The organism is Nodosilinea sp. FACHB-141 (assembly GCF_014696135.1).
GTDB lineage: Bacteria > Cyanobacteriota > Cyanobacteriia > Phormidesmidales > Phormidesmidaceae > Nodosilinea.
In genome coordinates this window covers 66,919-81,646 of record NZ_JACJPP010000020.1, presented here as the reverse complement: position 1 = coordinate 81,646, position 14,728 = coordinate 66,919, and the positions used below count along the sequence as shown (strand labels likewise).

General features: G+C 56.3%; 16 protein-coding genes and 1 riboswitch. Of the genes, 9 read left to right on the top strand and 7 right to left on the bottom strand.

All coding sequences use genetic code 11. The features are described 5' to 3' along the window. Positions 1-238: 238 nt before the first annotated feature. Both H6F59_RS20375 and H6F59_RS20370 read left to right on the top strand, forming a co-directional pair. On the top strand, positions 239-814 hold the full coding sequence (locus H6F59_RS20375; RefSeq protein ID WP_190704741.1) for a hypothetical protein: 576 nt from the start codon (positions 239-241) through the stop codon (positions 812-814). A gap of 111 nt (positions 815-925) precedes the next feature. Then, positions 926-1,402: a hypothetical protein gene (locus H6F59_RS20370; protein ID WP_190704737.1), complete on the top strand. Its 477-nt coding sequence runs from the start codon at positions 926-928 to the stop codon at positions 1,400-1,402. Positions 1,403-1,504: 102 nt separating this feature from the next. Here the strand turns inward: H6F59_RS20370 and H6F59_RS20365 are convergent, their stop codons facing one another. Beyond that, positions 1,505-3,460: an FAD-dependent oxidoreductase gene (locus H6F59_RS20365; RefSeq protein WP_190704734.1), complete on the bottom strand. Its 1,956-nt coding sequence runs from the start codon at positions 3,458-3,460 to the stop codon at positions 1,505-1,507. Positions 3,461-3,597: 137 nt separating this feature from the next. Here H6F59_RS20365 and H6F59_RS20360 point away from each other — a divergent pair, with 137 nt between their 5' ends. From H6F59_RS20360 to H6F59_RS20350, 3 genes are all read left to right on the top strand, one after another. After that, entirely contained in the window at positions 3,598-4,014 is a 417-nt protein-coding gene (locus tag H6F59_RS20360; protein WP_242021595.1) for a resolvase, read from the top strand. A 588-nt stretch (positions 4,015-4,602) separates the two neighbouring features. Continuing rightward, positions 4,603-4,791, top strand: a complete 189-nt coding sequence (locus H6F59_RS20355) for a hypothetical protein (protein WP_190520614.1) — start codon at positions 4,603-4,605, stop codon at positions 4,789-4,791. A 248-nt stretch (positions 4,792-5,039) separates the two neighbouring features. Next, positions 5,040-5,549, top strand: coding sequence for an inorganic diphosphatase (locus H6F59_RS20350; RefSeq protein ID WP_190520611.1), 510 nt, complete (start codon positions 5,040-5,042; stop codon positions 5,547-5,549). Between the two features lie 125 nt (positions 5,550-5,674). On the opposite strand, the gene H6F59_RS20345 is transcribed toward H6F59_RS20350, so the two are convergent. Together H6F59_RS20345 and H6F59_RS20340 are read right to left on the bottom strand one after the other, a co-directional pair. Further along, positions 5,675-5,974, bottom strand: coding sequence for a ferredoxin (locus tag H6F59_RS20345; RefSeq protein WP_035992149.1), 300 nt, complete (start codon positions 5,972-5,974; stop codon positions 5,675-5,677). Between the two features lie 512 nt (positions 5,975-6,486). Beyond that, positions 6,487-6,651 carry a hypothetical protein gene (locus H6F59_RS20340; RefSeq protein WP_190520610.1) on the bottom strand — a complete coding sequence of 55 codons (165 nt, stop codon included), beginning with the start codon at positions 6,649-6,651 and terminating at the stop codon, positions 6,487-6,489. 122 nt (positions 6,652-6,773) lie between these two features. On the opposite strand from H6F59_RS20340, the gene H6F59_RS20335 reads away from it, so the two are divergent. Then, positions 6,774-8,204, top strand: coding sequence for an FAD-binding domain-containing protein (locus H6F59_RS20335; RefSeq protein ID WP_190704731.1), 1,431 nt, complete (start codon positions 6,774-6,776; stop codon positions 8,202-8,204). 157 nt (positions 8,205-8,361) lie between these two features. Here the strand turns inward: H6F59_RS20335 and H6F59_RS20330 are convergent, their stop codons facing one another. Next, the gene (locus H6F59_RS20330) at positions 8,362-10,008 is read right to left on the bottom strand and encodes an AarF/ABC1/UbiB kinase family protein (protein WP_190520606.1); all 1,647 of its coding nucleotides are present in this window, start codon (positions 10,006-10,008) and stop codon (positions 8,362-8,364) included. 117 nt (positions 10,009-10,125) lie between these two features. After that, positions 10,126-10,298: riboswitch (cobalamin riboswitch) on the top strand. Positions 10,299-10,328: 30 nt separating this feature from the next. On the opposite strand from H6F59_RS20330, the gene H6F59_RS20325 reads away from it, so the two are divergent. Then, entirely contained in the window at positions 10,329-11,009 is a 681-nt protein-coding gene (locus H6F59_RS20325) for a HupE/UreJ family protein (RefSeq protein ID WP_190704728.1), read from the top strand. Between the two features lie 171 nt (positions 11,010-11,180). Next, complete coding sequence (locus tag H6F59_RS20320; protein ID WP_190704725.1) at positions 11,181-11,795, top strand: hypothetical protein; 615 nt, start codon at positions 11,181-11,183, stop codon at positions 11,793-11,795. Positions 11,796-11,839: 44 nt separating this feature from the next. Here H6F59_RS20320 and H6F59_RS20315 read toward each other — a convergent pair whose 3' ends face one another. The 3 genes from H6F59_RS20315 to H6F59_RS20305 form a co-directional block, all read right to left on the bottom strand. Beyond that, positions 11,840-12,832, bottom strand: a complete 993-nt coding sequence (locus H6F59_RS20315) for a ligase-associated DNA damage response exonuclease (protein ID WP_190704721.1) — start codon at positions 12,830-12,832, stop codon at positions 11,840-11,842. Positions 12,833-12,970: 138 nt separating this feature from the next. Further along, complete coding sequence (locus H6F59_RS20310) at positions 12,971-13,255, bottom strand: DUF3493 domain-containing protein (protein ID WP_190704718.1); 285 nt, start codon at positions 13,253-13,255, stop codon at positions 12,971-12,973. A gap of 136 nt (positions 13,256-13,391) precedes the next feature. Then, entirely contained in the window at positions 13,392-14,009 is a 618-nt protein-coding gene (locus tag H6F59_RS20305) for a hypothetical protein (protein ID WP_190704714.1), read from the bottom strand. A 220-nt stretch (positions 14,010-14,229) separates the two neighbouring features. On the opposite strand from H6F59_RS20305, the gene H6F59_RS20300 reads away from it, so the two are divergent. After that, positions 14,230-14,640: a cupin domain-containing protein gene (locus H6F59_RS20300; protein WP_190704711.1), complete on the top strand. Its 411-nt coding sequence runs from the start codon at positions 14,230-14,232 to the stop codon at positions 14,638-14,640. Positions 14,641-14,728 lie beyond the last annotated feature (88 nt).

The window sequence follows — 14,728 nt, the reverse complement described above, 5'->3', positions numbered from 1 at the left end:
GGCAAAATTCACGGCTAAATTGGACCAATTGCAAACAAATGACCACCACTAACAAGAGTTGTTACGGTTCGCCGTTAGGGTGAAAATCTGGTTGCTGAGGTCTACTACATTGAGTTCAAGTCACAGAACCCGAAAGGGGCATGGAGCGGCGCATTGAAGCTTTGAGCTAAAGCGAGAACTGAGTTTTCTCAATGATCAATTAGCTATTTATAAAGATTAAACAAAAGGGGGCAATAGAATGGGTATCAAAACGTTTCAATCCACCCTATTTTCTTCCCTGGTAAACCGAGTTGCAGGCCAGGGCCGGAGTTGCGATCGCCGCTCTTTATCCTATGTGTTGTTAGGTGCAGCCACTGTTGCGGCATTAGGTACTGCCGCTCAAGCTCAAACTGTAGATAGTCAGACTTCCTCCGAGGTGCTAGCAGTCGCTCAGACGGCTGCAGAGCCCGTGGGCGAGCGCTATCTATTTGGCCAAGTTCCCGAGCCTGATCAAATTGGTCAAGGCTACGTGGTGCTAGAGCGCACGGGCGATCGTGTTTATGGCGCGCTGTACTACCCCAGCTCGTCCTTCGACTGCTTCGAGGGTCAGGTACAGGGTACCGAGATTGCCATGACTGTCATTAACAGCTATGACCAAGCCGACACCTACCCCTACAGCCTTGCCATGGTTGAGGATTCTGCGGTAGCGTCTAGCGAGGCCTCCGGTGAGCTAGTTTCCTTTGGTCTCGATGGTTTCCACGCCATTAGCGACCTGAGCGAAAACGACCACCGCATGCTCGAAATGTGCAGTGGGGTTGTTAGCTCAGCTCAGTAACTACGAGCTGGGTTGAAGTTGTCCAAAGTTGGTTCAGCCGTTACCCAGTTAACTGTTGAAAGGGGAGCGCTAGTTTATGCTTAAAGCTCCCCTATTATCGTTGTAGGTCGCGTGAACGCAGCAGAACAGGCCAGCAGCATTGAGTTTGCCAGCAAAATTGCCGCCGTAGTGGGTCTCTTCAAGACTGAGTTTCCCGATCTGCGAGCCGACCTTAAGCCCTGGGCCAATGACCCTGACACCCGTGACCTAGTTGATCCTGACTCCATCGATGTAGGGTTTCATTTTCCTGGGGTGAGTCGGTTGTTTCAGTGCCGCAGCTTGCTGGTACAGATTCGCTTGCACAGCGATTTTGAAGACGATGGCAACCAAAACCTGTTACCCCAGGAAAAATGCCGGGTGATTGGTCTTGACCTTGCCGGGTTCGACCACCGCGGCAAGCGCTGGAGCCTATCTACTATTGACAACTGGGCATTTTCGGGCGAGGTTACCCCCGATCCCACCTGTCGCGAACGGCTAAGGCGTTGCTGTCGGCAGGTGTTTGCCTTGTTTAACGCTTCTCCAACTACTTCTGAGCCAGACTGCTTCTAGAGCATCGCTAGTTCTGAGTCTTTAGGAGATTGATGGGGCAATCGCAGCTCAACTCAAGCGGCATAGCCTGTACAGGCCGTGACGTATACCTGAGTCCATCGTTTACCAATGGGTCTTCAGCCCTTGCAACCGCATCACCTCCTGTAGCGATCCCATAGAACCACTGGGGATCACGGCAGCTGGGTCATTGACGGGCGCGCCAGGCGACACCAACCAGCCTGCGGTGACCCCGGCGGCGGCTCCCACCTGCCACTCGCCGTAATGGATGCGGGTTGAAGCGCTAGCGATATGGGTAGCCGCCAGGGCTTTACCGCCCATTAGCAAATTGTCGACCCCTTGGGGAATTAGACTTTCTAACGGAAGCTGCACAGGCTTGACTCGGGGTTCTTGGGCCGGAGCAGCAACGGCTTCTCCTGAAGGCAGCCAGTTGCGGTAGCGGCAGCCGTGAATATCGATCGCATAGTGAGTTAGCCCGACGGTGGTAGGGCTAAAGTCGCGCTGACCGGGGAAATCGTAGCGCAGATCGTTTTCGCGAATCATAAACTCATCTTGGCCATAGGCGGCGCGGCCCACAATCCGCCTCCCCTCTCGAAAGTAGGGCACCATGCTGAGGCCCGACAGCGTGCCCATAGGGCCATCGGCCCCGTAGAGGTAGGCCAGAGGATAGCTAGGGCCAGACTGGGTCTCAAGCAGCCAGCGAGCAAACATCAGCGCGTTCTCTTCGCCAAATTTCAGCGCTGACGATGATAGGCCTCCCATCCAGTTCTGGTGCTGGCCAGCGGCCTCCAGCTCAGCGGCTTTGAGCAGTAGCGGTGGATCCATCCAGTTCCAGTCATTGCCCTGGTTCCAGTTGATCATGGAGATATCGCCAGCGACGGGAGAGCCGACGTAGGGGTTGCCCCGGTTTTGGCTGACGATGCGCCGGTAATGAAAGACGCTCTTGCCCGTGAAAAACGGAAATCCTTCCAAATTAAACGAGGCTTGGTGCTCATGGATGCCGTAAGTGGGCTGAAGCCGTGCCAGAGCGGCCAGACTGTCTCCCCCATCATTGTGAATGCCGAGGGCAAAAGGGTAGGTAAAGGCTTGGGTACAATCGGGGTTATCAAAGGCTGCGGCGTTGGGTTCCCCTGTGGTTGCCTTTGATTCAGACCCCACGCGATAGGGCACCTTAGCCCAAGCCACCAGTTCGCCAGTGTCGGTGGCGTCAATCACAATCATTGACTGGCCGGGAGGCGGCTGTAGCTTGACGGGCACTCGGTCAAACTCGGCGGTGGGCGACCAGCTATACCAGTTGGCCAACTCTGCCGACAGTCGCCCCATGGGCCGATAGCTAGGGTCTTTAGGAATGCGCCGTACCCCGTATACTGCGGTGATGCGGCGGCCCGTGGCGTCAAACTCAGCCCCCTTGAACGCTGTCATCGCAGCCCAGCGGCTCGCTGGGGCGCCGGGGTTAGTGTCGGCTAAGAACTGTTCGGCGGCCTTGGCCCCAGCCTGAGGCGGAAAGCACAGGGTGCCTACCCAACAGCTGTTGATGTCGGCCACCGATCGCGGGCTACCGCCTGGGCTCCAGGCCGGTAAGTTGACCACTTGCTGCTTAATGATTTGTCGGAACCGCTGCCAGCTGGGCGACAGATTGTTGGCCTGGCGCATGCGCAGCGACTCATCAAGGGCAGAGACACCCTGAGAGCTGATCTGCCCGCCTAACCAGGGGGCAACTTCGATCAGACAGGTAGTGGCACCGCTGGCCATGGCGTGGCCAGCGGCGGCAACTCCACCGAGGGAACCGCCCACCACTACCACCTGACATTCCCAAACCTCTTTGAATTGGGGCATCGGATCGATGCGCGGGCGACCGTTGAACACAATGGGCTGCGGTAGGCCCTGCAGCCGCAGGGCAGGGGTAATGTCGCCCCCAGCCCCCGGTGCTGGAGTGGGCGACCAGCGCGATGCGGTAAGCCCGGCGATCGCCCCCGCCCCAAACATAAGAGCGGCCAGCCCTGGCAAATGCCGCCACCGTCGCCAGATTCGCCGCTGAGTTTGCCTGCGATCGCCCTTCACACCTAAATCCTGGTTAACGCTGCCAAGGTTTTAGCACACCTTTCCCACCAGCGATCGCCCTTGGCATGCTCTGTTACAGGCAATCCAGACCAGGATGAACCTGATACAGTAGCCACAGATCCGCTACGTTCTGCCCTATGATCCCCGATTCGCCCTTTGTCTCCAACTCTGCTGACGGTGCCAGCTCTGCTTCAGCCTACGGATGGACGGGAACCGCCGAAGACACTGGGGCGCTGCTGTCGGTAGACGCGGTGCAAAAGTACCTCAACCGATCGCGGGCTTCGGTATACCGCTACGCCAACACCGATTCCGCAACTCTCAACCCCCCCTACGACAAAGCTAAGCTCAATCCTGAGGTGCGCCGCGACAAAGACGATCCCCTCGAGTTTCGCCCCCAGGAAGTGCGCCGCTTCGCTGAAGAAGTGCTGGGCCTGCACCCCACCATTCAAGTGCAGCCTCCGGAGGAGACGTTGACCCATGACCTAATGCGGCAGATGTTGCAGGAACTGCGAGCGATTCGGCTGCTGTTGGAGGAGCGGGGGAGTGGGGAGTAAGGGGTTAGTTCAGCTAAACCTTTGAATTTAATGCTCAATATTTAGGATTTATGTAAATTGGCGTTGTCTAAAAACTTAAAGTCATAACCAAATGCTCAAGTTTTCTGTTCCTATCTATGAAATCTATATAAAAAGTAGGACGCTCTCCCCAATCTGGACCCCTCTTCAAAAACGTTACATTGTTGACTCAAACCCTCTAACCTCCTGGCCTTCGTCCTCCTTACCTCCCCTACCCTCCTCATCCCCCCATCCCTCTCTCTACCCTCAGAGGGATATCCGTAATTTCCCTCAACCGTCGGGAATGCTAGATTCAGAATTGGTTTAAACCTGTGGGCTTGGTTTGGCCAAAGGTTAAGCCTTTGGAGTGATCAATGTCATGGATCGATTGCTATAACCTTGCATATAGTTTCGATGGAACCGTTTTCCACTTCGAGATCGTCGATACTCTCATCCAAGATGAGTACACGCCGGTGGTAGTCTCAACCGAGTCTACCTACGAGGGTTGGATATATGGGACGGTCTGAGCTTTCTAGGCCTTGGCCTCGACCTCAGATTTGTATCCCTTGTTGAATTCTGTTATTTCACTGTATGGATTCTGTCAGTCAACCGGATACCCCTGCGGGGGAACCTCCTAGTCCTTCATCTAACGTGTTGGGCGTTTTAATTGCGGTACTAACCCTAACTCTGCCACTGTTTGTAGTCGCCCATTTTTCAGCGGCGACGGCAGAACTAGAACAGCCCCCGACCTTCTCGGTACCAGCTTCAGCGGGGCGCTAGGGCAATGCCCAGAGCATAGTTAGGACGCACTGTTGGGGCGTTCACGCAGGGGAGTCGCTCCCGTTAAAGCCGCTGATTTGTTTGGGGTCGGTGGGCTAAACCATGCGGAAAAGGGGCCACTGCCCCGTAAAATACTATGTCGGAAGGGCATTTGCGGAAGCCTGGCGACCGTACTTAGCAGTGCGCTGGGGAGGCTTGAGCCTTCTTCTGTCCTGTACATTCAGCTTTTTATTGATTGGAGTAGTGTTGTGGACCTATCTCGTATTCCAGCTCAGCCTGAGCCTGGATTGATCAACGTGCTGGTGGAGATTACCGGCGGCAGCAAAAACAAGTACGAGTTTGATAAAGACTTAAACGCGTTTATTCTCGACCGGGTGTTATTTTCGTCGGTGAAATATCCCTACGACTACGGCTTTGTGCCCAATACCCTAGCTGACGATGGCGACCCCCTCGACGGCATGGTGCTGATGGATGAGCCCACTTTCCCCGGCTGTGTGATAGCAGCGCGGCCCATCGGCATGCTGGAGATGATTGACGGCGGCGATCGCGACGAGAAAATTCTCTGCGTGCCCGCTGCCGATCCCCGCTACACCAGCGTCAAATCGCTGGACGATGTGGCTCCCCACCGCCTCGACGAAATCGCTGAATTCTTCCGCTCCTACAAAAATCTGGAGAAGAAGGTGACCGAAATTCTCGGCTGGCAGAATGTCGATAAGGTGTCTGCTCTGGTAGAGCAGTGTATCGCGGCGGCGAAGTAACCCTCCGACCCGCCTAGAGTACCAATTACACAAAAGAGGGATGCTTCGTCGACGAAGCATCCCTCTTTAATTAGGAAAACCCTTTGGAGGCCTAACCCCGCCGCGCGAGGCTAGGCACTTCAGACCTAGTAGAGTTCTTCTTCTTGGTGGGTCAAGATGGTGCAGTCGGAGGTGGGGTAGGCAACGCAGGTCAACACGTACCCAGCGCCGATCTGGTCATCATCCAGGAAGGACTGATCAGATTGATCAACGGTGCCAGCGGTGATTTTGCCAGCACAGGTGGAGCAAGCTCCAGCCCGGCAGGAGTAGGGCAGGTCTAGACCCTGCTCTTCAGCAGCGTCAAGAATGTAAGTATCGTCATCGACGTCGATGGTTTGGTTGAGCCCTTCAGCCTCGTTAATCAACGTAACCTTGTAGGTTGCCATGGTGCTATCCTCTCGTCAAATACAGATTGCAGATCGATCTTTAGGCTACAGAACACCCTTCGGATAAGGTTTCCAGGATTTGCTCTGAGCAGACCTAACACAACTTTGATACTACGGGAAAACCTGAAGCCTGTCTTGCCTTTTTCGCCCCTGGTTGAACGGGATTCGTAATCAAACCGATAAGTAATGGGTTGATTTGCTTATACCCTGTTAGGATCCCAAACGTCAGACAGTGGCGATCGCCCGATCAAACGCGCATAGCTTTTCTAATAACTGTTCACAAAAAGTAGGGCAGCCCAACGCTCGGGCCACCCCAGCAGCGAAATCAAACAGCAGCTCAGTGACACCGATGCCCTTAGCCAAAGAAGTAGCCTGTCAAGTTAAAGACGACTGGTCAGTCGAGGTTCAAGGTGCAAGGTTTAGGGTTTAAGGTGCATGACCTGCCCTAAACCCTGAACCTTAGACCCTAAACCCAACTCGTCAAAACCCGTCAAAATCCTCTTTGCTACGACCTAAGACTTGCGGCTATTTTCAGACATTTGCAGATTGAACTCGGCCTGGGTCAGCAGGGCTGCCACTTGACAGGCCACATCGGGCGACACGGCCGGCTGACTCTCGGTAACAAAGTCGAGGTAGCCATTGAAGGTGCGCATAATGATTTGCTTATTTTGCAGCATGGTTAATCTCCTTAAAGTGAGCCGCCTACAAACGGGTGCTGCCCCATGATAAAAGCTGCCTAACCCGAGGAGCTAATGTCGTTATACTGAATCGGTTTGCTGAGCAAGGGTGAGCTGCATTCATGGTCGATTTACTGTTGTTTTGGCACCGCCGCGATCTGCGCCTAGGGGACAATGTGGGACTGGCAGCGGCCCGCGATCGCACCCCCCAGGTGGTCGGTGTATTCTGCCTAGATCCCGGCATTCTCGACAACGGTGATGTCGCCCCGGCGCGGGTAGCCTACATGATTGGCTGTCTAGAGCGGTTGCGGGATAGCTACGCCCAAGCAGGCGGCCAGCTGCTCATTCTTCAGGGCGATCCCCGCCAACAGATTCCGGCTCTAGCCAAAGCGCTAGCAGTCGATGCCGTTCACTGGAACCGTGATGTAGAGCCCTACTCACGCCAGCGCGATACGGCGGTTGTCGAGGCTCTCAAAGAAGCCGGCATTGAGTTTCGCACCACCTTTTGGGATCAGCTGCTGCACGAGCCTGGAGACATTCAAACTGGGGCAGGCGAACCCTACACGGTTTATACCCCCTTCTGGCGCAACTGGGTGAAGCGCTCTAAGGCAGCGCCCCTGCCGGCACCGGAGGGGCTGCAACCTCTCAGTGCCGAGCAAGTAGATGCCGCCAAAAAAGCGGGCTGTATCGACCTGCCTAGCGCCGCAGATTTAGGCTTTACCTGGGAAAATGGCTTTCCCGTTGAACCGGGGGAGCAGGGTGCCCTGGAGCGGCTTGAGGAGTTTTGCGATGGCAGCCGCGCTATTGACGACTATGACGAGCAGCGCAACTTTCCTTTTGTAAATGGCACCTCGCGGCTCAGCGCGGCGCTGAAGTTTGGGGCCGTGGGCATTCGCACAGTGTGGGCCGCCACCGAGGCCACCTACCAACAAAGTCGCAGCGATGAAACCCGTAGCGGCGTGCAAACCTGGCAGCAGGAGCTAGCCTGGCGCGAGTTTTACCAGCACGTGATGTATTTTTTCCCGGAGCTGGCCAAGGGCCCCTACCGAGCCCAGTTGAAGGACTTTCCCTGGGTGAACGATGAAGAGCAGTTTGCCGCCTGGTGTGAGGGGCGCACCGGCTATCCAATTGTCGATGCCGCTATGCGCCAGCTCAACGAAATGGGCTGGATGCACAACCGCTGCCGTATGATTGTGGCCAGCTTTCTCACCAAAGACCTGATTGTCAATTGGCAGTGGGGCGAGAAATACTTTATGCAGCATTTGGTGGACGGTGACCTGTCGTCCAACAACGGCGGCTGGCAGTGGAGCGCCTCTAGCGGCATGGATCCCAAACCGCTGCGAATTTTTAACCCCGCCAGCCAGGCCCAAAAGTTTGATGCCGAAGCCGAGTACATTCGCCAATGGGTGCCGGAGCTCAGGTCGCTAGATACGGGGGCACTAGTGATGGGAAAGATTGCGGAGCGCGATCGCGGCGACTACCCTGCCCCCATCGTCGATCACAAAATTCAGCAGGCGCTGTTTAAAGATAAGTACAAAGCTCAGAGGGCTTAACACCTAACCAAGTTGATTGTGACAGGAGCCACATAGGTTCAGGGTTTAAGGTGTATGGTTCACGACCTACCTTGAACCGTACACCTTAAACCTTCGCTGATCTGTCATCTTGGCTTAGCAGACTCATAACCGCAGACGCTTTAACCGCTGAGCGGGCCTAACGTCGCCGTCGCGGTCGCACAATGCTAAACAGCAGCCACAGCCCAAAGAAACTAGCCGCCGCAAACAAGATAATGCTCAAGATCTGCCCCTGGGATGTCTGCTGCCCCGTGGACACGATCGCCGCCCCAATGATCAGCGCTGCCACTACGGTGCTAAAGGAATGGCGGTTAGAAGATTCATCCAGGCTGCGGCGCAGGTCGTCTACACCCTGAATGCTGAGGCTAAACTTGAGCTGCTCTGAACTGAGGCGATCGAGCAAAAAGCCTAGCTGGCGCGGCGAACTCAGTGACAGGTTACGAAACTCTAGCCCCGTGCGCAGCAGCGCCAGCAAGGGGTCATCCCCCACCATTTGCTGGCGAAACAGATCGGCCATCAGCGGGCGCACCTCCTCGAGCAGGTTGACGCCGGGATTGAACTGCCGGACCGCTCCCTCTAGGTTAGCGAGGGATTTGGTGAACAACCCCACGTTGGCGGGCCAGCGCAGGTTGTTGCGAATGCCCGCCGCCAAGATTTCGCCAAAAATTTCGGCGGTGTTGATCTGCTCTAGGCTAAGACCGTAATAGCGGCCTAGCAGACGGGTATAGTCGCTCTCTAGGCGAGCCAGGTTGACGGGTTTGAGGGGTTCGGCCAGCTGTAGGGTGAGTTGGCAGCAGCGTTGGGCGTCGCAGTTAACAATCGCCAGCACCATCTCGGTTATGGTGTTACGGGTACGGGGATCCAAATGGCCCATCATGCCGCAGTCGAGCAGGGCTAGGCGACCATCTTCCAAGTAAAAAATGTTGCCAGGGTGGGGATCGGCGTGGAAAAACCCGTCCACAAAATACTGTTTGAAGAAGGCTCGAAACAGCAGCGTGGTAGCGGCCGATCGCAGACCAACGGCATCGCTGTGGGCATCTTCGGCCAGCAAATCGGCCTTGAGCAGAGGGGTGCCCTCCAGCCACTCCATGGTCATAATTTTTGTGTTGGTCAGGTCCCAGTAGATCTGTGGCACGATCAGCTGGTTGGCGTCGTACCAGGCGCTTTTAGACAGGTTGCGGCGCAGCTGGTCAGTGTAGCCCGCCTCCGTGGTGAAGTCGAGTTCAGCATTGATGGCATCGGCAAACTCTTCAGCTAAATCGACTACGTTGTAGCGCTGGCCAAACTGGGTAGCCGACACCAGCCGGGCAACGTCGCGAATTAGGGTCATATCGCGCTCGACCTGGCGCTCGATGCCGGGGCGCTGCACCTTCACAGCGACCTGCCGACCATCTTTGAGCAGCGCCTTGTGGGTTTGGGCAATGGAACCGGCGGCGATCGCTTGATAGTCCAGCCGTTCAAACAGCTCCTCGGGAGGCTTGCCCAGGTGCTGGCGAATGTAAGCTTCGATCTCCTTAGGGTCTACCGGCGGTACGGTGGTTTGTAGGCTGCTGAGCTCCTCAATGTAGGCCGGGGGCATGAGGTCGGGGCGGGTGCTCAACAACTGCCCTAGCTTGACGTAGACCGGCCCCAGGTCAGTGAGAATGTTGCGCAGCACCGCGGGGGGCGGAATCTCGGGCTCATCGGCTTTGCCTCCCACCAATAGCTGCCGCATGTAGTCCCAGCCGTTGCCGAGCACCACTTCAATAATTTCTTTTTGCCGAGCCAGACGAGACGATGAAACCATTGGGGGCAGGGGTAGGTTTTGCTCGATGCTAGCGCACCTAGGTAAGGCGTTGGCTGCGTGTGGTGCGCCAGATGACTATTGATAAACCAGCGGCGGGGCCAGATTCACCCGATGCTATGATGCTTGGGCGTTGTCGGTTCCGGTGGGGATCAGCCACTGGAGGCAAGGGGGAAAGTGCAGTGCAAGTCTGCCGCTGTCCCGCAGCTGTAAAGCTGTTTTGGTGTTGAGGGGGTATTCGCCCAACACCAAGACGCTGAGCCAGAATGCCCGCCGATCGCAGGTCTGTTTTCCACTGTTCTTTCTTCGTCTGCGAGGTACGGATGAATTATCGCTTTACTGCTTTGGAATCAATTAAGACTGGTTTTTCGCAGAAGCGGATAGGTCGTAGCATCGGGGGCGCGATCGCCGCCCTGCTGCTGCTGCCCCTGCCCAGCCTGGCCCACCATCCGCTCGGGGGCCGAGTGCCCGCTAACTTTGCTGAGGGGTTTTTGTCGGGACTGGCTCACCCCATTATTGGCCTCGACCATGTGGCCTTTGTGGTTGCTGTGGGCCTACTGGCAGCCGTTAGCACCTGGGGAATCGTCATTCCTGCTGCCTTTGTGCTGGCGGCTATGGTTGGCACAGGGCTGCACCTGGCAGAGCTAACGTTACCGGCAGTGGAGTTTGTGATTGCTGGCTCAGTGCTTGGGTTTGGGGTGCTGCTTGCGCTACGCAACCGTCCTCAAAGTAGCGCCATCACAGGCTTGGCAGTGCTAGCTGGGCTGTTCCATGGGTTTGCCTACGGCGAGGCCATTTTTGGTGCAGAATCCATGCCGTTGGTGGCCTATCTCGCTGGGTTTACAGCAGTGCAGATGGGGCTTGCGATCGCTGCCTTTTTGGTCGGGCGACAGCTCACCCAACGGTCTACAACTCTTTTCGTACAGCGGGCCGGTCTAGTGATCTGCGGTATTGGAGCCACGTTTCTTGCCACCGCGCTCCTCAACGGTTTGCTGCCCACCTAGGATCGTGAGGCGGGAGTTGGCACAACGCCGTTGAGCGTCTGTCATTCCCAAATCCTGCCAAATTCCCTTTCTTAGGCTGAGCCTGTTGCGAAATAGGCACAAGAGCTAGGTCTAACTTCTCGGTCTGGCGGTATGCTTAATCCGTTTGGTTGAGCCAGCGGTGCATTCCCTATGACCCTATCTCCAACTTGGGCCGCGGCCCTGTTCATGCCCGCAACGGTTGGGCTGCTATACCAGGCATTGCAGCCCCATCCCTGGCCCTATCGCCTGCTGGCTCTGTCGCTGATGTTGATGAGTCTAGAGCAGGCCCATATGGCTCGGGTAGACCTGCGCCATGGAGATATAGTGGGCCAGCGATCGCGCGATCCGCGCCTGGGCCACTTTAGTCGTGTGGTCATGCTGACAATAGCTGGTCAAGTGGCAGGCTTCTCCATAGCCGCCCTGGGCCATCTCGGTTGGGGGATGGGGCTAATCTTGGTCAGCCTGCTGGGGTTTAACCTGGTAGCCTCCATTCGCTTAGAGCCTGCTAGCCCGAAGCCGATTCAGCCCGCAGGCTGGCGATCGCGTCTTGATGTGCTTGGGTTAGATGCGATCGCCCTCGTCCTAGCTCTGTTGTGGATTGCCCAGCGGGCCCAGGGTTGGGTAGCTGGAGGCTTGTTTGCCATTACCGTGCTCTACGGCGGCAGCAAACTGGTGGCCTACGTCACCGCCGCCCTGCGCTCAGGTTCAGCGGTTCATGTCTCCCACACCGCTCAAGAGCATCCAAAGACCTCCCAGCAAAATTAGCAGTGCTAGCCCGCCCATTGCTCCGTCTAGCCAGGATGTCGCCATTAAATATCCCCCTCTCCCTCAAACAGCGTCTCCAGAGGCATGGCCTCTAGGTTTAACGATTCTTGCAGATAGCGCGACACCACGTCTGACTGACCGTGGGTAACGTACACCGTTTTAGCTCCCGTATCCTTTACTGTTTGTATCAGCCCTGGCCAGTCGGCGTGGTCAGAGAGCACAAAACCGCGCTCGTAGCCCCGTCGTCGCCGCGCTCCCCGCACCGCCATCCACCCCGAAGCAAAGGCCGTCTGGGGATGCTTAAACCGCTTCATCCAGCTAGAGCGGTGGCCAGAAGGCGGAGCCAGCACCAGCTCGCCCGTGAAGCTGTGGGTGCGGGGCATCTCTGAGGTGCAGATGGTGGGCACCATGGCTACGCCCTGCTCGCGGTAAATCTCAGTCAGCACGTGAATTGCGCCATGGACGTAGACGGGGCGATCGGTTAGCTGGGTCAATTCACTCAGCACCCGCTGGGCCTTACCAAAGGCATAGCAAAACAAAATTGACGGCCGCTCAGGATCACCCTGCCACCAGTCGTAGATCTGACGAGTGGTTTCAGCGCCACTCTCCCATCGGTAGATCGGTAGGCCAAAGGTGGCCTCAGTAATGAACGTGTCGCAGGGCACCACCTCAAAGGAGGCACAGGAGGGGTCGGCACCACGTTTATAGTCGCCCGATACAACCCAGACTTCGTCCCGGTGCTCAACTCGAATCTGAGCCGAGCCCAACACATGCCCCGCCGAGTGAAACGACACCCAGGTTTCACCCAACTTAATCGGTGCTCCATAGGCAACTCCCTGGAGCTGAATGTCTTCCCCCAGCCGCCGGCGCAAAATGCCCTCCGATTGCGCCGTGGCAATATACTGAGCCGAGCCCGATCGCGCATGGTCGCTGTGAGCATGGGTAATCAGCGCTGTCTCGACTCCGCGCCAGGGGTCGATATAGAAGCCGCCTTTTTCGCAGTAGAGCCCCTCAGGGCGCACGGTAATCAATGTCATCGGTTAAGGAGATTGGCAGGATAGGAGTTGACAGGTTGACGAGGGTTCAGGGTGCACGACTTGCCTTAAACCCCGAACCCCAGACCGCTAGATCTCGTCAAGAAGGATTGTTTTCGATCTACCGAGCTTGGTTGAGTACTAATCTTTCTTCTCTAGCCGAAAAAGCAAAATTACAATCCCAATCACTCCAAGCTGCACCCCCAGGTTGGGCAGAGCATTGCCCACATCGCGCCCGGCCAACAGTTGGGTAAAAAAGACAAACGCCCCGATCGCTCCAGAGGCCCCTACAGCGACATAGACAAACTTACGCAAGCTTTTGTAGGGCGCTTGAGCTTCTGCCTTGAGCCGGGCATATTTCTCAGGGCTCATGCCCGGAGGGGGCTTATCCGGCAGTTGGTCGGGGCGGCTATATTCAGGGCGCATCAATCGGGCCTTAATCAGGAGAGCATACTGTCATCCTACAAGGCATTCCCTGCGCAGTGGCGGCTGAGTCAACCGCCCTGCGCCTCGACAGTCACGTTAGGAGTTGCTCCCTCCAATTGGCTTCTGGTGGGTCGCGCTACCGGAAATTGCAGGCTACCCCAGCCCACAGATTGGTAATGGTGCCGGTGGGTTCGGGTGAGGTGAGTAGCCCAAAGAGATTCCCCGCCGAAAACTCGACCCCAAGGGAACTGTCCATCACCTCAACGGTGTAAGCCTCTTCTAGCTCCTGGCGGGTTGAGCCAATGCCAATGCCCGAAACGGTGGTCAGAGCGGTGTCATCGTCACCAGACTGCATAGCCCAGCCCACAAAGGTATCGTCAGCAGCATTTAACGCTAAACCGTTAGACCATCTAGCGATCGTCAGCGGGCCAGAGGGACACTCGCTGTTCTCGCCGACTTCCTCAGGTTCGCCCAAAATCTGGGTCACAGCATCTAGGGCAATGGCCATGTCGCTGTCAAAGGCCAGGGGGGTGGTCGAGCCTGTTTGCAAATCTATCACCTGTAGCCCTTCATCCGTCAGCGTCAAACCAACTTCCTCAGACTGAGGCGTTTCGGTAGAGGTCTCGGCAGGGGTTTCTACATCAGGGGGAGTTGGGGCTGGAGCGGTAGTCTCACTAGTGCAAGCAGTGGTGGCAATAAGTAACGACAGCCCCAGCAGCGCAAGGGTTTGAGAAAAATGATTTTTTTTAGGCATAGCTCTAAGAATTTTGGGTTATGACTGGGAAATAGAGCTTAGGCAGAGGGGTCTGCGCAGAAATTAGCTGCCGTCCACCCATTGAACAAGCTGCGTTCGGTGCTTAGACCCCACGCAACCTTAGGATACGTGTTGGTGGGCGACGAGAAAGTTAAGTCTCATTGCCAAACCCGCTCCCCTGACCCACCTCTTCTGAAACCGCATTTTTGAGGAAACCGCCATGGCCGACTCAGCCGCTTTTACTCCCGCCGATGCCGAAATTGTTACCGTGCGCCCCCAGCACGACACCGCAACGCTGCAAAAGCTGCCCTACTTTGTCGGCATTTCCGAAGCTACGGCGGGCTCGCAGGGCATTTCGATGAATCTGGTGATTATTCCCCCTGGAGCCTCCGCAGAGCCCCACTTCCACAAAGACTACGAGACCGCGATTTACATTCTCCAAGGGCGAGTCAAAACGGCCTACGGCGAGGGTTTGAAGAAAACCATAGTCAACGAGGCGGGCGACTTTCTCTACATTCCACCGGGGGTACCCCACCAGCCGACCAATTTGAGCAACAGTGAACCGGCGCAGGCGATCGTGTCTCGCAACGACCCCAACGAGCAGGAGAATGTGGTGCTCTACAGTGTGTAAGTGGCAGAGTAAGGGACTGTGGTGCGAAATCTGGTGATGTCAAACAGATTACTGACCTCACCTTTCTTCAACCTATTTAACTTAACTA